The sequence below is a fragment of the Pseudomonas sp. NPDC088368 genome (assembly GCF_044753445.1).
In the GTDB taxonomy this organism is placed as follows: domain Bacteria; phylum Pseudomonadota; class Gammaproteobacteria; order Pseudomonadales; family Pseudomonadaceae; genus Aquipseudomonas; species Aquipseudomonas bambusae.
This window is the reverse complement of the sequence record NZ_JBIVNG010000011.1, coordinates 95903-113981: the sequence shown is the minus strand read 5'-3', so window position 1 is coordinate 113981 and position 18079 is coordinate 95903. Positions and strand designations below refer to the sequence as shown.

Here is an 18079-nt window from a genome sequence, read left to right as displayed (position 1 = left end):
GCTCACCTTCGAGAAGCCCGCATGCAGACTTTTTTTATTGCGCCCACAGACTTTGGTGTGGGTTTGACGTCCATCAGCCTTGGGCTGGTGCGCACCCTGGAGCGCGCCGGACTCAAGGTCGGCTTTTTCAAACCCATCGCTCAGCCCCACCCCGGTGACCTCGGCCCGGAGCGGTCGACCGAACTGATCGCCCGCACTCACGGCCTCAAGCCGCCCAAGCCCCTCGCCCTCGGCCATGTCGAACGCATGCTCGGCGAAGGTCAACTGGATGAGTTGCTCGAAGAAATCATCAATCTCTATCAGGAAGCCTCCATCGGCCGCGACGTGTTGATCGTCGAAGGCATGGTGCCGACCCGCAGCGCCAGCTACGCTGCGCGGGTCAATCTGCACATGGCCAAGGCGCTGGACGCGGAAGTGATTCTGGTGTCCGCGCCGGAAAACGAAGTGCTGACGGAGCTTTCCGGCCGCGTCGAGTTGCAGGCGCAGATGTTCGGCGGTCCGAAAGACCCGAAAGTGCTGGGCGTGATCCTCAACAAAGTGCGCACTGACGAAAGCATGGAAGCCTTCTCGGCGCGACTCAAGGAACACTCGCCCCTGTTGCGCAGCGGCGATTTCCGCCTGCTGGGTTGCATCCCGTTCCAGGCTGACCTCAACGCCCCGCGCACCCGTGACGTCGCTGAATTGCTGGGCGCTCAGGTGATCAACGCCGGTGACTACGAACAGCGGCGCATGTCGAAAATCATCATCTGCGCCCGCACCGTGCTAAACACGCTGCAACTGCTGAAACCCGGCGTGCTGGTGGTCACACCCGGCGACCGCGACGACATCATTCTCGCCGTGAGCATGGCGACCATGAACGGCGTACCGCTGGCCGGTTTGCTGCTGACCAGCGACACCCGCCCCGATCCGCGCCTGATGGAGCTGTGCGCTGGCGCCCTGCAAGCCGGCCTGCCGGTGTTGTCGGTCAGCACCGGCTCGTACGACACCGCTAACCAGCTCAACGGGTTGAACAAGGAAATCCCCATTGACGACCGCGAACGTGCGGAAATCATCACCGATTTCGTCGCCAGCCACCTGGACGCCAACTGGCTGCATCAGCGCTGCGGTACGCCTCGGGAGATGCGCCTGTCGCCCGCCGTGTTCCGCTATCAACTGATCCAGCGGGCTCAAGCGGCCAACAAGCGCATCGTGCTGCCGGAAGGCGCCGACCCGCTCACTGTCCAGGCGGCCGCGATCTGTCAGGCCCGTGGCATCGCCCGTTGTGTACTGCTCGCCAAACCTGATGAGGTGCTGGCCGTGGCGCGCGCTCAGGGCATTGAATTGCCAATGGGTCTGGAAATTCTCGACCCGGATGACATTCGTGAGCGCTACGTCGGGCCGATGGTCGACCGGCGCAAGAACAAGAGCCTCAATGCGCCGATGGCCGAGCAGCAATTGGAAGACCCGGTCGTGATCGGCACCATGATGCTGGCGCTGGACGAAGTGGACGGCCTGGTCTCGGGCGTCGTGCATTCCACTGCCAACACCATCCGCCCTGCCCTGCAACTGATCAAAACCGCACCGGGCTGCACGCTGGTGTCGTCGGTGTTCTTCATGCTGTTTCCCGAGCAGGTGCTGGTGTACGGCGACTGCATCATGAACCCGCACCCGACCGCAGAAGAACTGGCGGAAATCGCGGTGCAAAGCGCGGATTCTGCCGTTGCCTTCGGCCTGTCGCCGCGCGTGGCGATGATCAGCTATTCCAGCGGCAACTCGGCCAGTGGAGAGGAAGTGGAGAAAGTGCGCGAGGCCACGCAACTGGCGCAGGAAACCCGCCGAAGCCTGTTGATCGACGGTCCATTGCAATACGATGCGGCAGCCAACGAGAACGTGGCTAGGCAACTGGCGCCGGACAGCCCGGTCGCCGGTCGTGCCAACGTGTTCGTGTTCCCCGACCTCAACACCGGCAACACCACGTACAAGGCCGTGCAACGCAGTGCGGACTGCGTGAGCCTCGGGCCGATGCTGCAAGGGCTGCGCAAGCCAGTGAACGACTTGCCGCGCGGCGCTCAGGTGGATGACATCGTCTACACCATCGCCCTCACGGCCATTCAAGCGGCGAACCTGCCTCAATAACGCCGGTCTGCAATATCAGTCATTCACAATAACGCCGCCGGGAACTCACCGGCGGCTGTCTTACCTTCGGAGTTCGATCCCTCATGGATTTCTTGCCCGCCCCTTTGCGCGGTGTTCTCGCCTCGCTGCTGTTGGCGCTCAACACCATTGTCTGCTGCACGCCGCTGTTCATCGTCGCAATCTTCAAGCTGTGCCTGCCCTTTCCGGCGGCGCAGAAAGTCACCGACTGGCTGATGAGCCACATACACGAGGCCTGGATCAGCAACAACAACGCCTGGATCAACCTGCTTGGCCACACCCGCTGGCACCTGAGCGGGCTGGAAGGTCTGGACTATCAGCACTCGTATTTGGTGACCAGCAATCACCAGAGCTGGGTTGACATCATGGTCTTGCAGTACGTGCTCAACCGGCGCATTCGCCCGCTGAAGTTTTTCCTCAAACAGGAGCTGATCTGGGTGCCCGTGATTGGCCTGGCGTGGTGGGCGCTGGGCTTCCCGTTCATGAAACGCTACAGCAAGGCCTACTTGGCCAAACACCCGGAAAAGAAAGGCAAGGACCTGGAAACCACTCGCCGCACCTGCGCGAAGTTTCGCAATAACCCGGTAGGGATTTTCAACTTCGCCGAAGGCACACGGTTCACCAAGGGCAAGCACGCTCAACAACAATCGCCGTTCCGTTACCTGCTGAAACCAAAAGCCGGCGGCATCGCGTTTGTGCTGGATGCCATGGGCGAGCAACTGGAATCGTTGATCAACGTGACCATTCATTACCCGGTGGGCCAGCCGGGCTATTGGGATTTGCTGTGCGGCAACGTGCGCGAGGTGGTGGCGCACTTTGAAGAAGTGCAGATTCCGCAGCAGTTCATTGGCAAAAGCTACGACCAGGACGAAGCGTATCGCGCGGAATTTCAGCGGTGGATCAATCGGCTGTGGGAAGAGAAGGATGCATTGCTGGGGCAGATGCATGAGCGGTATTCCCGGTAAATAACACCCCCGCCGGCCCTCATCCTCGCGACGCCGCCCCCCCCCCCCTGTAGGAGCGAATTTATTCGCGAAAGGCCGGTACACTCGATACAGGTGTGCCGGCCGTACGGGCGCCTCGCGAATGAATTCGCTCCTACAGGGAGATTGCGTTCGCAGAGCGAGACCGCAGCGACATTGAGCGTCGCTGCTGATCAAGCCCCGCTTTACTGGCGCTCTACACTCGCATCAATCGATGAGCGGGAGAGCGCCATGAACATTGACCATCAAACCCTGCGTGCCGAGCTGGCCTGCGCTTTTCGCTGGACGGCGCGGCTGGGGATGCACGAATCCGTTGCCAATCACTTCAGCGTCGCGGTATCGGCCGATGGGCGGGAGTTTCTGATCAATCCCTATGGTCGGCATTTTTCCCGGCTCAAGGCCAGCGACCTGTTGGTGATCGACGCCGACGACCCCGCCAGCCTCGACCGCCCGGATGCGCCGGACATCACCGCGTCGGCCCTGCACGGCGCACTGCATCGCAATCAGCCCCACGCCCGCTGCATCTTGCACACCCATTCGAAATACGCCACGGCGCTGGCGTGTCTCGCCGACTCGCGCTTGCCGCCCATCGAGCAGAACTCGATGCGTTTTTTCGAACGCGTGGTGATCGACGAAGGGTTTGACGGAATGGGGTTGGGCGAGGAAGCAGAGCGAGTCAGCCGCTTGCTGGGCGACAAGCCGATTCTGTTGATGGGCAATCACGGACTGCTGGTCGCAGCATCCAGCGTCGCCCAGGCGTTCGATGACCTGTATTACTTCGAGCGCGCCTGCGAGGTCTACATCACGGCGCTTTCGACGGGTAAACCGCTGCGCATCGCCAGCGACGACATCGCCCGCAAGACCGCGCAGCAATGGCGGGACTATCCGGGATTCGCGCACAAGCATTTCAGTGCGCTAATGGCGATTCTGGATGAAGAAGAGCCTGATTTCAGAGACTAAAGGGCATGACCTTATACCTGCATCGATGCAGCCCTCGAATCCCGCTTCTGTGCGAAGGCCGTAGGAACTGGCTTGCCTGCTCCTACGGCCTGCGGCCAGAATCAAAAGCAGGACTGCGTGTCAGTGCAATTCTGTATCGATCTCAGACACCCGCCCCAACGGCTGGCGCATCACCGGAGCGGTCCACACCTGACTACGATCCTCGCTCGGTGCGCAGCCGAATTTCGCGCGGTAGGTGCGGGAGAAGTGTTCCAGCGAGCCAAACCCGGCGCACGCCGCCACTTGCGCGACGCTCAGGCGCGTTTGCTGTAACAGGCTGTGGGCCTTGGCCAGTCGCAATGTCATATAGAACTTCAGCGGCGACAGCCCGGTGTGCTGTTTGAATTGCCGCTCCAGTTGACGACGCGACAACCCCACCTGACCGGCAATCGCCTCGCAGTCCAACGGCTCCTCCAGCGCCTGCTCCATCAATTGCACGGCCCGGCGCATTTTGCCGCCGTACAACGTTGCGTTGTTCAGGCCGTTTTCGTGCTGGCTGTCGGCCGGTTCGCGGACGCGGCCCATCAATAAATGCAGCGCGATTTCTCTTGCCAGGTCACTGTCGACGCTCTGCTTCATCCAGCTCACCAGCATGTCCAGCGTCGAGGTGGCTCCCGCGCACGTCAGGCGTTGCCGCTCCAGGGTGTACAGCTGCGCTCGGGCTTTGACTCGGGGGTAGCTCTCGCGAAAGCCCTGCAAATTGTCCCAGTGCAGCCGCTTCGAAACCGTCGAGCACCCCGGCAGCCGCCAGCAGTTCAGTGCCGGTTTCCACGCCCATCAGCACCGCGCCGAACAACGCCTGCTTACGCAGCCAGCTTTTCAACGAAGCATTGGCGCTGTGTTTGTGCACGTCGAAACTGGCGATCACCACGCACACATCAAACGCTTGCTCCGCGCTGAGACTCGCCTGCGCCACGCTCATCAACCCGTTGCTCGCCTGCACCGGCTGGCCGTCGAGGGATAACAGCGTCCATTCGAACAACGTGCGCTGGCTCAACCAGTTGGCGATCGCCAGGGGCTCGATGACAGCCGCCAGTCCAAAGTTGGAAAACGACGGCAGTAACACGATGGCAATACGTCGCGGCGTTGTTGCGTCAGGGCATCGGTTGATCGGAGTCGGCTGCACAGTCGTCGGTGTCATGGTGGTTACCGTGAACAAAGCGGTGGATCTGAAATGGTCTTCGCAGGCGAGCGCGCCCCTACAGAAACCGGCTCATCGCTGCCGGATTTCCCACTGCGGATGAATCCACACTGGCACCTCTTCAGCGGGCAAGGGGTCGAGTCCGCGAATCATGTCGCTGGCTTTCTCCGCGATCATCACCGTCGGCGCATTGGTGTTGCCGCTGACGATGACCGGCATGATCGACGCGTCCACCACCCGCAGGCCGTCCAGCCCCAATACGCGCAGTTGTGGATCGACCACCGCTTCGGGATCGTCCGCCACACCCATCTTGCAGGTACCGCTGGCATGGTAGCCGGTTTCGGTCACCTGCCGTGCCCAGGCGTCCAGTTGCGCGTCGGTGCGCGCGGCGGGTCCGGGCACCAATTCTCCACCCTTGAACGCCGCCATGGCCGGTTGCGCAATAATCTCCCGAACGAGACGAGCGCCTGCGCGCATGTCCGCTCGATCCTGCTCCGTTTTGAGGTAGTTGAACAGGATGCGCGGCGCTTCGTAGGGATTGGCGCTTTTCAGCGTCACGCTGCCCAGACTCGTCGGGCGCATCAAGTCGATGTGCACCTGAAACGCATGGCTTGGCACCAGATCGACGCTGCCCGGCTGCACCGCCAGAGGCATGAATGTCAGTTGCAGATCGGGATGTTCAACGCCCTCCCGAGAACGGATGAACGCCCCCGCTTCGAAGTGATTGCTCGCCGCCAGCCCGTCGTGCCGGACGAACCAACGAGCACCGATCCACCATTTGCCCGGCGCGGTGGTCCAGCGATAAATCGACACCGGTTGCTCGCACAGATATTGCACAACGGCGTCCGGATGATCGTTGAGCCGCCGACCGACACCGGGTAAATCCCGTTTCACGTCGATGCCCAGATCGCGCAATTCAGCGGCGGGCCCGATACCGGACAACAGCAACAGCTGCGGCGAGTTGATGGCACCTGCTGTCAACAGCACTTCACGGCGCACCAACGCCGTATGGACCTGGTCATTGTGGGCATACTCGATCCCTGTCGCCCGGTTGCCGTCGAACAGAATCCGCAGCGCCCTTGCCTGAGTCACGACCGTCACGTTGCCCCGCGCCAACGCCTCGCTCAGATACCCCCGCGACGTGCTCCAGCGTCGGCCATTGCGGGTCGTGCGATCCACCGGGCCGAAGCCTTCCTGTTGATAACCGTTGAGGTCGTCGCTCAGGGGATAACCGGCCTCTGCGCCTGCCCTCACGAATGCCGCACACAATGGCGTTTTCACGTTGCCGGGCGTGACATGCAAGTGCCCTGATCCACCTCGGTATTGGTCGCCGCCTTCGGCGTGGGTCTGTGCGCGCTTGAAATACGGCAGCACCTGTTGATAACCCCAGCCGATGCAGCCCTGCTCGGCCCAGTTGTCGTAATCCCGCGCATGGCCCCGGATGTAGACCATGCCATTGATCGACGACGACCCACCCAGCGTTCGGCCTCTGGGCGTGCCAATCCGACGATTGTTCAGATACGGCTCAGGCTCGGAGCTGTAGCTCCAGTTGTAAACGGTGCCGCCAACGACGATGCCCACCGCCGAGGGCATGTCGATGGTCCAGCTGTTATCCACAGGCCCGGCTTCGAGCAACAGAATCCGAACGCTCGGGTCTTCGCCCAGCCGGTTCGCCAGCACGCAGCCTGCGGAACCCGCGCCCACGATCACATAGTCGAATCTTTGTTCGGACATGATCCGATGCCTCCATCCCAAAGGTGCTCGAAAGACAATCAGCGAGCGCGCTCGCCGTGAATCCCGTTGAACACCAATCGATGGAAGTGATGCACCAGGTGCTCGCTTTCGTTGCTGCGCTGGGGGTCGATCATGTAGCGGCCCTGGTCGTAGCCCAGCGAGTGCAGACCCTTTTGCACCGAAATGTTGAGCGCGATGTCTTCCGGCCCCAAGTCCTCGTTCATCCACTTCATGCAGGCTTTGGAAACTTCCGCCGTTTCGGGGTTGGCGGAGTAGTAACCGAAGCGCAGGAGCGAGCGTTCGGCGTCCAGCGGGATCATCATGAACGAGCCCAAAAACTCGGAGAACGGGAAGGTGTAAAAGGTGTTGTTCGGCCACATGCCAATGTTGAAGAAACACTCGTCGGGGTTGAGGTCTTCGCGCAACTTCACCCCATACGCCTCGTTCATTGACAGATTGGCGGGGGCGATGTAAGTCCACCATTTATCGCGTTTGGTCAGCGCGTAGCCTTTGAAGTCGATCAGCTTTGCGAGGTCAATGTGGCACGGCCCTGACAGTTTGAAGTGATAGCCCTCGATGGAGTTGTCCATGATCACTTTCCAGTTGGCTGGAACGATCACGTCCTGCTCGTCGATCAGACGCATCTGATCGAGATTCGGAAACACCCGACGCATCTCTGCGTCAGCGCCGGGAAACAGCTCACGCAATGAAGGGGCTTCGGCGTCGAAATTAAAATAGATAAACCCACCCATTTCTTCCGTGCGCAGTTGCGGGATGTTGAACTGTTGCAGGTCGAAATTCTTCATCCGGTCGCAGCGCGGCGCGCCTCTCAGGCTGCCATCCATTTCGTAGCACCACGAGTGATACGCGCAACGAACGACGCCGCCTGTCGTGCCTCTCCGATTTTCCAGCAAGCGATTGCCGCGATGCTGGCACACGTTGTGAAACGCCCGGATTTCGCCCTGGCGGTTTTTCGCGATCACCACGCTCTGGTCGAACAGGTCCACCACCACGTATTGCCCCGGCTCCGCAAACTCATTGACGTGCCCCGCCACATGCCAGGCGTGCATGAAGATGTTGTCGCGTTCGGCCTTGAAAAGCGTGTCGTCGAAGAAATAACGCGATGGCAGCGTGAACGCCTCTTCGGGATCTTGCTGATCCCAGCCTTCCACCGGACTTTGCTGCTTCAGGACATGAATGGGTTGCATGGCGCTCTCCTCAACAGTGACGACCGCTCGGCTTGGCGGCTTGTGCTGGGACTTAATCTAGGGCGATGGCGGAGGTGGGGATTGATGGAAAGCGACGAGTTACGTGTGAGATTCATCAACGGTTCGCAAGGGTGACGACCCATGAAAGCGAATTTATTCGCGAAAAATCGGACATCCGATAAAGAGCCTACGGATGCACCACCGCATCGCGAATAAACTCGCTCCTACAAGGAATCTCCGTCAATCAGAAACCAAAAACCCCGGCACTCACGCCGGGGTTTTGGGTGTTACGCGTTTAGCTTATTGCTGCTGATACTGCTGACCGGGAATCGGCTTGAGGTTGACCTCTACGCGACGGTTCTGGGCGCGGCCGTTGACATCGGCGTTGCTGGCAATCGGCGAATCAGGACCGGCACCGCGAACCGACAGGTGGGACGCATCCACACCCTGGGACGTCAGGTACGTCGCCACACTTTGAGCACGCTGTTGAGACAGGTCCATGTTGTGCTGACGGCTGCCGGTGCTGTCGGTGTAGCCCACGATTTCAATGACGTTCTGGTTGTACTGTTTCAGCGAACCGGCGAGGTTGTTCAGCGGCGAATAGAAGCTGCTGGCAATCGCAGAGGAGTCGGTGGCGAACGTGATGTTGCCCGGCATCACCAGTTTGATAGTGTCGCCCTGGCGCTGCACTTCGACACCGGTGTTGGCCATGCTCGCCCGCAAGGCGGCTTCCTGCTTGTCAGCGTAGTAACCGTAACCGGCCGCACCGGCACCCACGACAGCCGCGCCGATCAGCGCGCCCTTGCCACGGTGGTTATGATCGATGGCAGCACCGGCGACGGCACCGGCCAACGCCCCCAGACCGCCGTATTTGGCGGTTTTGCTCACACCACCGGAGTTTTGCGCCTGCCCCTGATTGTCGTAAGGATTCTGCGTCGCACAGCCCGAAAGGACAGCCAACGCGGTAGCAGCGATGATCAAACGGCGAAAGGTAAACATCAAGGAAAGCTCCTGTTTTGCATGTCTACGGCCAACCACAGAGGCCGACGATATGCGCGATTAGAGCATGGAGACCGTCAAAAATTCCTTAACGCGGCCTGAACGATTTACGCCCTGACGAAAGTGTTTTCGCGCATTTCATCCCCCAATCGAGTGTCTGGCCCGTGGCCCGTCACCACCGTCGCCGCCTCGTCCAGCGTGTACAACCGCTCCTTGATCGAACGCACGATGGTGGCCTGATCGCCACCCCACAAATCCGTCCGCCCCACACCACGCTTGAACAGGGTATCGCCCGCGATCAACAACTTCGCGTCCTCGAACCAGAAACTCATCGACCCGGGCGTATGCCCCGGTGTGTGCAACGCCACTCCGCACCCGCAGGCCAATTCTTCGTCGTGCTCCAGCCACCGATCAGGCGAAGGCACCGGCACATAGGGAACACGAAACACCTGACACTGGGTTTCGAGGTTGTCCCACAAGAACTGATCCTCCTTGTGCAGATGCAACGTCGCCCCGGTCTTCTCCTTCAACTGACCCGATGCGAGGAAATGATCGAGATGCGCGTGGGTATGAATGATGCTCACGCACTTCAGACCGTGCGCTTCCAGCTTCGCCAGAATCAACTCGTGATTGCCGCCGGGATCGACCACGATGGCCTGTTTCGTGACCGGATCGCCGATGATCGTGCAGTTGCACTGCAACGGGCCGACGGGGAAGGTTTCGCGGATGAGGGTGGGTGTTGGGGGTTGCATGATGACCTGATCGTATTGGGTGAGGTGCGGGGTATGCCCTCGCAGCCGATACGCAAGGTTCGCCCGAAAAGCCTGATGGTTCAACCCGCCTTCACCCTGTAAAGCGCCGAGCAGCTCAGGTCAATCCCATACTCACCAACACCCCTCCCAACAATCCCACATACGCCCACGCATGCAGCCGATCCGGGATGCGCCCCACCCAACGTGCAGCCAGCCACATGCCGAACCAGGCGCCGAGGGTCAGGAGTGCGAAGGCGATGAGGTTGACGTAGCCGATGTAGCCCGCGCCCAGCCGTGTGTTGTCCAATGCGCCGGTGACCATGTAGGTGGCCGTGCCGACGAGGGCGACGGGTAGACTCAGCGGGTTGGCCATGGCGGTGGCCTGGGTCATGCTCAGGCCGCAGCGCCTCAGAAGCGGGACAGTCATGACGCTGCCGCCGACGCCCAAGAATGTCGCAATGGCGCCGATGAGAATGCCGCCGGGGCCGCGCGTCATTGTGCTCAGTGGGCGTGGTTCATTTTCAGCAGCGCGTGAAACGAATCCGCGTCTGAGCAGGCAATCGGCGATGGTGATTGCCAGATAAGCCATAAACGCTACGCGCAATACCAAGCCGTTGACGAAGCCAGCCGCGACGGCGCCGATCAGCGAGCCAATGCCAATGAAGCCGGCCAGTGGCCACAGCCAATCCTTGAGCAGCGTGCCCGAGCGGGCGGAGCGGCGGGTGCTCAATGAGGCGTTGACGATCATCACGCAGGTTGAGGTCGCCACGGCCACGTGCATCGCAACGGGCGCGCTCAAGCCGCCGACAGCTTCGTTGTTCAAGACTCCGTACAGCACCGGCACGACCACAAAGCCGCCTCCGAACCCGAACAGCACGGTCGTCACCCCGGAAAGACCGCCGAACAGCGCCAGCAAGAGATACGTCATCGCCCTGAACCCTCGAAAAAGAGGTGTTCACAATAAGCAGGCTGATCACGTCGAACTTGAGGATTCGGGCCATTCATGTTTGTGTTTCGGCCAGACTCTGGAAAAACACCATGCGCAACGTCTCTATCGAAACGCTCGATAACACCCCCCGCCCGGTCGTGGCGATTGGCAATGATTACGCCGATGGCTACCTGCTGCGTCGTCATCACCACCGCCGTGCGCAATTGCTGTACGGCTCGACGGGGGTAATGAAAGTCTCGACCCCTCAGGGCGATTGGGTGGTGCCGCCTCAACAGGCGGTGTGGATTCCGCCGCAGATGGAACACGAAGTCCTGATGCTCGGGGTCAGCACCCGCAGCCTGTATATCGAACCCTCTGCGGTGCCCGTCTTCAGACAGACTTGCGAGGTCATCGGAATCTCGCCCCTGCTGCGCCAACTGCTGATCGAGGCGGTGGAGATGCCGTTGACGTACGCAGTCGACGGCCGCGATGGGGTGCTGATAACGCTGGCCCTGCTGGAAATCGGGCAGGCCAGAACGCTGCCGTTGCACATTCCCCTGCCCGATGATCACCGCCTGCTCGCCCGCTGCCAGGCCTTCTTGCGACACCCGGACATTCATCAATCGCCCCAGGACTGGGCCCAGGATTTGTTCGTCAGTGAGCGCTCGTTCAGCCGTCTGTTTCGTGAACAGACGCAGATGAGTTTCGGCCAATGGCGGCAACAGGCTTGCGTGGTGTTGGCGCTGTCGCGACTGTCGAGCGGTGAATCCATTACCCGCATTGCGCTGGAGCTGGGCTATGAAAGCCCGGGCGCTTTTTCGACCATGTTCCGTCGTCTAACGGGTCGTTCCCCCAGCCACTATGCCCGCGACTAAGGAGAATCTAAGCATGCAAAAGGTTGAACTAGCGCCGGTTTTTTCCATACGGTCCGACAGTCTTTCGTTCAGCCTCTACACTCACCCGAGTGGGTTTTAACGAGGGGGCAGGACAACTCATCCATTTATTTTTGTTGCTCAACTTTCGGGGGAAATGAGCAATTCACGCTAACTGCCTGTTTAGTATGAACAAAGTCCAAAATGCCCTGTTTTAAGGGGTTTGTTTAACTCATATATTTTTCAAAAACCCGCTCATATACTGGCACTGCGCGACCATTGGAATGTGTGGCGTTCGGGATGATAAGAAGTCGACCCGATGAACCCGCAAGGCAGCACAGACCCGAAGCGAAGAACGAGCAAGCTCCATGCTAAGAAAAATCGCGGTCTCCGACCTGACGCTGGGTATGTACATCCATGAGTTTTGCCGCCCTCGTGTTCACGATCCGTTCTGGACCATGCACGTGGAACGCGAACTGCGCGACGAAGCCGTGCTCCAGCGCATTCAGGAATCGACGCGCGAGGTGTGGATCGACACCCGGCGCGGCAAGATCCCCGATGAGCAGACGCCGATTCTGGCTGTCGCCTCGACACACGTTCCCGCGCCTGACACCACCGCGAGTTCTATAGAGAAAGAGCTGGCGCGCGCCAAGATGATTTGTGGCCGAGCCAAAGATGCGGTGATGACCATGTTCACCGACGCCCGGATTGGCCGTGCGATGAACGCCGAAGACGTCGATTTGCTGGTCGAAGAAATCTCGACGTCGATCATGCGCCACCCTCACGCGCTGATCAGTCTTTCGCGTTTGAAAACGTCTGACGAATACACCTACATGCACTCGGTGGCGGTCTGTGCGCTGATGGTGGCGCTCGCCCGTCAAATGAATCTGAGCGAAGACCAGGTGCGCGATGCGGGCGTTGCGGGCTTGATGCATGACGTCGGCAAGATGATGATTTCCCCCGCCATTCTCAACAAACCCGACCGCCTGACCTTCGATGAATACGAAGCGATGAAGCATCACCCGCAGGCCGGGCTGGAAATCCTGCAAAATTGCCAGCAGGTCACCAACGCCGTGCGCGACGTGTGCCTGCACCACCATGAAAAGGTCGATGGCAGCGGCTACCCCCACGGCCTCAAAGGCGAAGAGATCAGCATCTTCGCCAAAATGGGCGCGATCTGTGACGTCTACGATGCGGTCACTTCAAATCGGCCTTACAAACGAGGCTGGGACGCGGCGCAGTCCATCCGCGAAATGGCGTCGTGGAAAGGCCACTTCGACGAGAAAATCTTCCAGCACTTCGTCAAGACGGTCGGCATCTACCCCATTGGCGCACTGGTCCGCCTGAAAAGCGAACGGCTGGGCGTGGTTATCGAGCAAGGCGAAAAATCGCTGCTGCACCCCAAAGTGAAGGTGTTCATGTCCACTCGGACACGCGTGACCTTCGAGCCGGAAGTCATCAACCTGGGTGATCCCGGTGCGCAGGACAGCATCGTCAAATTCGAGCTCGCGGAGGCCTGGGGCCTCGGGGATGTGGACGCGATGTGGGCGGGTGATGCGGCCCCGTGATGCGTCTCTGAAGATTCGTTCAGTACGCACTCAACTGCGCCGCAGCGGGACGATGCCTACCTGCATACCGAAAGGCCTGAACACGGCGTTGAGTGTCTGAAACGTAGGGTTTCCATCATCCTGTTCAATCTGGCGCAGCGTACGCAGGGATATTTTGCACATGGCGGCGAATTGCTCCTGGCGCAGCCCCGTCACATCCGTGCGCAAACGCTTTACAGCGCCTCCGATGCTGATAGTGCCCGCCGTCAATTGATCGCGAAGTTCATCCAGAAGGATGCCGCGCTGACGTATTTCGTCCTTCACATAAGCCCCCATGAAATGAACGTGCGCTCAAGCCGAGAGAGGGTAATCCTCGGATGCCTGAACGTTTGCTGAGGCAGGCCAATGTCGCTGAGAACATCGGGGAGCGCGATAAGTTTTCGAGCGTCAAGTTTGAGTCCTTCGAAAAGCCGATCGGGATCTACCCACTGCGACAATGATCGACAGGCGCCGAGCCAGTCGACCTCGCCCGCCCTTTCGATGGGTTCGGGCCATTTGGTTGTGCGCGTCACCCCTTCTTCATCCATGACCATGGGCGCCAAATCGTAGATAGGGGCGAGCGTCAGCCTGTGCGGATCTCGCAGAATGGCCGTGTTGCGCCCATGATTGTCACTGTTTCCCAACACCTGATTGATCAGATCGCGACGCAGGTATTCAGCCACCAAGTGAGGAATCTCGTCCTGCTGACCGTTGGCTGTCCAGGCATCGGCGAGCGCGGTCAGCGCCTGAACATGAGACATGTAGCTGCCGGGTCGTGTGATGTCTGCCAACGAATAAACCGACTCGACCGCCAGCCGAACAACAGCTTGCCCGTCCACCCTGCGGTCAAAACGCTTCATCCACAGGCTGGGCTTTCGCGCCTCCTCCAGACTCATGCCATCACAGGACACAACATTGAAGCCAAGCTGCTCCAGCGCCTGTTAATAGCAGAACTCACTCCTGAGAATCGTGCGGTCCGTCTCGTTACCCTTGTTCCGGGAGAACTTCACGAACCAATGCTGGCGTACATCCCGATCAAGCAGAGTTGCATCAGGATGCATCCTTCCTTGGGCATCCTCGGCCAACAACAGCTTGGGCGCTTCACCACCCGCCCCCGTCGCCCCACCTACTGCAGCACCCTGTTCATAGGCGTATTCGAGAAACCGGCTGTCGCGGGCGATGACCTCGTTCCTGTCAAACCCAATGCTGTGTCCCTGCGCGAGCGCTTCGACCGACTCTTTGATCCTGAGGTGCCCTATCGGCGCTGGCGTGCACCGTTGCAACAGCACCAGATCAGCGGCTTCGTCTGCGCCCTTGGGCATAGTAAGTCGCGCCAACAAAAAACGGCGTGCCGCACCAGCAGGCAAGATATCGAGCAGGAACGCCGGGACAGTGGAGGTTCGGTGAAGATCCCAGGTGACGGGAATTTTGGCGCTGACCGACTGTGCAGTGGTCGCCCCCAATGCGTCGAGATGGGCGAGCAAATAGGGTTGGTTATAAGCAAAGCTACAAGGGCTGGCTTGACCCTGCTCTGGCTTCTCGAACTCCAGACCCATAACGTCCTGCCACTCGCCAGCGGCGTAAAGTTGTAGGGTCAGATGCATGGTTTGGACTCGGCAATTTAATGCCTAAACCATAGAGGCAAATCAGAAAAAAGGCAATTTAATGCCTAAAATAGCACTCCACTTGAAATAATCAGCATTATAATGCCGATCACCCCAACAATCCCAATTCCTGCGCCCGCGCCACGGCCTGGGTTCTACGCTCGACGCCCAGCTTGCTGTTGATATGGCTGGCGTGGGTTTTGACCGTGTGCAGCGAGATGAACAGCCGTTCGCTGATTTCCTGATTGGAACAGCCTTGGGCAATCAACTGAAGCACTCCGAGTTCGCGGGCGCTGAGCGCGTCGGCACCGGGGCATGGGGCGGTGTCGTTGATGTCCCGCGCGCAGGGCAGGTCTTTGCTGACATGGGGCGACAGTTGATTAAGCAGGTAATCGACGAGTCGGCAACGGGGGCGTTTCAGCAATTGCTCGCTCAGCCAGTCCGGGTGTTGGCGAATGACGGGCAGCAGGGGCAGGATCGCACCACCGGTGGCGTTTTGAAGACTGCGGCCGAGCAACGTTTGTGCATGGGTTTTGTCTGCGGTGTCGAGCGCCAAAGTGAGCCACTGGCTCGTGGCGCTCAAGCCGAGTAGACCGGCGCCGATCTGTTGCGCATAAGTTTCCAGGCCCATCAGACGTTCGACGGATGCCTCCGTGCGGCCTTGTATCTGATCCAGCATGGCGCGCAGCAATTCGATGTGTTGCGGCATGAGCGGCATGCATTCCGGCGCGGCGGCGGGATGGTCACCGCCATAGGTTTGCCCCAGACGCAAAAGCCAGGCGTCGGCGAGGTCGATTCTTCCCTGCGCCAGCCATAGCTCGCATTTCGCCAGCGTGATCATCGCCAGGTAATACACGGGCGGCACGTCCCAGATGTGCATCAGCCGCTCGGCTTCGGCCAACTCCGCGAAAGCTTCGGCGAACCGCCCTTCCCGCCCCTCCATCCCGGCGATCACGCAATGACCGATCAGCACGCTGATGTCCCGGCACGCGCGCGCTTCGACCAGCCCGCTATTCAGTCGTTTGCGCCCGGCGTCGAACTGCAGGCATTGAACGAGCAAGTAGCCTTCATACAGCGTCAGCCGCGCACGAACCGCGTAAATACGTTGCGAGGACAAACCGTTCAAACGACGTAATCCCTGACGCACCTCTTCCAGAGAACGTAACGCTTCCCCCCTGGCCAAAAGCGTGCGCGCCCGGTCGTAGTGGGCCAGCGCCTCGAAGAGGGGATTGGCGACGCGTTGCGCCAGTTCCAGCGCATCGCGGTTCAACGCCCGTGCGCGCCATAAGTCTCCGTCGGCAATGGCAAGATTGGCCAGGGTGGACAGGCATAACAGCCGCTGGCCGTAGCGCTTTTGAGGAAGGCTCACGAGCGCCTCGCTGCAATAACGCTGCGCGGTGTCGCTGTCGCCGCGGCCACGGGCAATGATGCCGCTGAGGGCCAGCCACTGCGCCAGCATGGATTTCTGGGCAGTGGCCGAGGGTGCAGGCAGAAAGCGACTGAGGTGATTGCCCAACTCCTCGGCAGCATCGAGCTGACAGGCCAGGCCCAACGCCCACGCGTACAGCACGATCAAACGCGGCGTGCTGATCAGCAGGCTGTCAGGCAGGTCCATTTTCCAACGCAGCAACATGCCGACGTTTTGCTCGGCCAACAACTGCTCTTCGGACAGGTTCTGGACCAGATTGGCGGCGACATCGTGATGACCTGCGCGTAACGCTTGTTCGATGGCTTCGTCCAGCAGGCCTTGCTCGCTGAACCAGCGGCAGGCGTTCAAATGCAGACGTCTTTGTTGCGGCGCGACAGTGTTGCCCGCTCGGGCGCGCAGGAGATCGGAAAACAGGTGGTGATAACGGAACCAGCGCCCGTTCTCGTCCAACGGCACCAGAAAAACCTGATGTGCTTGCAAGAAAGCGATGATCTCCGTGCTGTCGTGACTGTCCCGCGCCGCGTCGCACAAGGGGCTGCAAAAGCGCTCCAGACAGGCAGTTTCATAGAGGAAGGCCTGGACGTCAGCAGGCAGGCAGTCGATAACCTCTTCGAGCAGGTAATCGCGGATCAGCCCTTCGCCGCCGTTCACCCCTTGAGTCAGGGTGTTACTGCCCGCCTCTGTCGCGGCGAGCAACCAGAAACGCAAACCGGCCACCCACCCTTCGCTGCGCTGCAGCAAATTGTGTAACGCTTCATCGGTCAACGAACTGCTGTGCTGATCCAGCACGGCCATCGATTCGTCGTCGGTCAGCCGCAGGTCGTTTTCGGAGAGTTCGAGTAATTGCCGAGACAACCGCAACCGCGCCAGGTGCCAGTCCGGGCGCTGTCGGCTGGTGACCATGACGATCAGGCCCGCAGGTAGGTGATTGAGCAGAAATTGCAGGCAGCGGTCGAGCACCGGGCCTTGCACAAGGTGGTAGTCGTCGAGCACCAGCAGCAGCGGTTTGCTCAACATCAGGTGCATCGCCAGTTCGTCCAGCAAACCGTCGAGCCACTCTTCAAAGGCAAAGGGCTGATGCCGCTGGCGCATTTTCAGCAGACCCAGCGCCTGATTGCCCAATTGAGGGAAGAATTGTTGAAGGCCTGACAGAAGACGTTCGAGGAAGCGACCGGGATCGCTGTCACGCTGGCTCAAGCCCAGCCAGAGGTTTTGCCATTGACCAGGAAGACTCTCGCAAAACTCCACTGCCAGCGAACTTTTGCCAAATCCGGCAGGCGCGCTGACCAGTAACAGCCGTCCTGACAACCCCGCACTCAGCCGCTCGCACAACCTGGGCCTGGGCACATAGCCTTCAGGCAGGGGTGGGCGGAAGAAACGTCCTTCCAACGCAGTGACTGCGTGATTTGCGATTCCTTGCAAACGCGACAGATCAGTCATGGCCGGCTCTTGTTAGAGGTGCTTGTTATTCGGCGTTCAGATGTCGGGAGACTAGCGGCTAAGTCAGCGCTTTTGAAGAATGTTCGACGAAAGACTGTAAGAAAACGTATCCCATCAACAGGGCGAATGTTGCTTTATATGTTTGGGGAGGGGGGGCCTTACGTTAATGCGATTCTGCACAAGAATTCAGATTTGGGTCATGCCCCCAGGCGAATCCGGATCATGCGGAGCGCCTGAAGCTTCGTGGCCGGTTGGTTTTGCTGCCGGTTCC

General features: G+C 59.9%; 14 protein-coding genes and 1 pseudogene. 5 read left to right on the top strand and 10 right to left on the bottom strand.

All coding sequences use genetic code 11. The annotated features are described in order from the left end of the window. Nucleotides 1-21 precede the first annotated feature (21 nt). From pta to ACIQAL_RS23710, 3 genes are all read left to right on the top strand, one after another. A complete protein-coding gene (gene pta / locus ACIQAL_RS23720) occupies nucleotides 22-2115 on the top strand; it encodes a phosphate acetyltransferase (RefSeq protein ID WP_401149939.1) in 2094 nt (697 codons plus the stop codon). Between the two features lie 83 nt (nucleotides 2116-2198). Next, entirely contained in the window at nucleotides 2199-3098 is a 900-nt protein-coding gene (locus ACIQAL_RS23715) for an acyltransferase (RefSeq protein ID WP_401149937.1), read from the top strand. 249 nt (nucleotides 3099-3347) lie between these two features. Next, nucleotides 3348-4076, top strand: coding sequence for a class II aldolase and adducin N-terminal domain-containing protein (locus tag ACIQAL_RS23710; RefSeq protein ID WP_401149935.1), 729 nt, complete (start codon nucleotides 3348-3350; stop codon nucleotides 4074-4076). A gap of 120 nt (nucleotides 4077-4196) precedes the next feature. On the opposite strand, the gene ACIQAL_RS23705 is transcribed toward ACIQAL_RS23710, so the two are convergent. The 7 genes from ACIQAL_RS23705 to ACIQAL_RS23675 form a co-directional block, all read right to left on the bottom strand. After that, nucleotides 4197-4694, bottom strand: a complete 498-nt coding sequence (locus tag ACIQAL_RS23705; RefSeq protein WP_401149934.1) for a helix-turn-helix domain-containing protein — start codon at nucleotides 4692-4694, stop codon at nucleotides 4197-4199. Continuing rightward, nucleotides 4672-5256, bottom strand: coding sequence for an AraC family transcriptional regulator (locus ACIQAL_RS23700; RefSeq protein WP_401149932.1), 585 nt, complete (start codon nucleotides 5254-5256; stop codon nucleotides 4672-4674). The genes ACIQAL_RS23705 and ACIQAL_RS23700 overlap by 23 nt, the downstream gene beginning before the upstream one ends. A gap of 72 nt (nucleotides 5257-5328) precedes the next feature. After that, entirely contained in the window at nucleotides 5329-6990 is a 1662-nt protein-coding gene (locus tag ACIQAL_RS23695) for a choline dehydrogenase (protein ID WP_401149931.1), read from the bottom strand. 38 nt (nucleotides 6991-7028) lie between these two features. Then, nucleotides 7029-8198: an aromatic ring-hydroxylating dioxygenase subunit alpha gene (locus tag ACIQAL_RS23690; RefSeq protein ID WP_401149929.1), complete on the bottom strand. Its 1170-nt coding sequence runs from the start codon at nucleotides 8196-8198 to the stop codon at nucleotides 7029-7031. 300 nt (nucleotides 8199-8498) lie between these two features. After that, nucleotides 8499-9197 carry an OmpA family protein gene (locus ACIQAL_RS23685; RefSeq protein WP_401149928.1) on the bottom strand — a complete coding sequence of 233 codons (699 nt, stop codon included), beginning with the start codon at nucleotides 9195-9197 and terminating at the stop codon, nucleotides 8499-8501. Nucleotides 9198-9304: 107 nt separating this feature from the next. Next, nucleotides 9305-9949, bottom strand: coding sequence for an MBL fold metallo-hydrolase (locus tag ACIQAL_RS23680; RefSeq protein ID WP_401149927.1), 645 nt, complete (start codon nucleotides 9947-9949; stop codon nucleotides 9305-9307). A 115-nt stretch (nucleotides 9950-10064) separates the two neighbouring features. After that, nucleotides 10065-10877, bottom strand: coding sequence for a sulfite exporter TauE/SafE family protein (locus ACIQAL_RS23675; protein WP_401149925.1), 813 nt, complete (start codon nucleotides 10875-10877; stop codon nucleotides 10065-10067). 110 nt (nucleotides 10878-10987) lie between these two features. Between ACIQAL_RS23675 and ACIQAL_RS23670 the strand changes: the two genes are divergently transcribed. Together ACIQAL_RS23670 and ACIQAL_RS23665 are read left to right on the top strand one after the other, a co-directional pair. Next, entirely contained in the window at nucleotides 10988-11752 is a 765-nt protein-coding gene (locus ACIQAL_RS23670) for an AraC family transcriptional regulator (RefSeq protein WP_401149923.1), read from the top strand. 365 nt (nucleotides 11753-12117) lie between these two features. Then, nucleotides 12118-13317, top strand: a complete 1200-nt coding sequence (locus ACIQAL_RS23665; RefSeq protein ID WP_401149921.1) for an HD-GYP domain-containing protein — start codon at nucleotides 12118-12120, stop codon at nucleotides 13315-13317. Nucleotides 13318-13347: 30 nt separating this feature from the next. Here ACIQAL_RS23665 and ACIQAL_RS23660 read toward each other — a convergent pair whose 3' ends face one another. From ACIQAL_RS23660 to ACIQAL_RS23650, 3 genes and pseudogenes are all read right to left on the bottom strand, one after another. After that, nucleotides 13348-13620 (bottom strand): helix-turn-helix domain-containing protein, encoded by a 273-nt coding sequence (locus ACIQAL_RS23660; protein WP_401150144.1) that lies wholly within the window; start codon nucleotides 13618-13620, stop codon nucleotides 13348-13350. Beyond that, nucleotides 13617-14939, bottom strand: a pseudogene (locus ACIQAL_RS23655) (type II toxin-antitoxin system HipA family toxin). The gene ACIQAL_RS23660 and the pseudogene ACIQAL_RS23655 overlap by 4 nt, the downstream one beginning before the upstream one ends. 109 nt (nucleotides 14940-15048) lie before the next feature. Beyond that, a complete protein-coding gene (locus tag ACIQAL_RS23650; protein ID WP_401149919.1) occupies nucleotides 15049-17808 on the bottom strand; it encodes a LuxR C-terminal-related transcriptional regulator in 2760 nt (919 codons plus the stop codon). Nucleotides 17809-18079 lie beyond the last annotated feature (271 nt).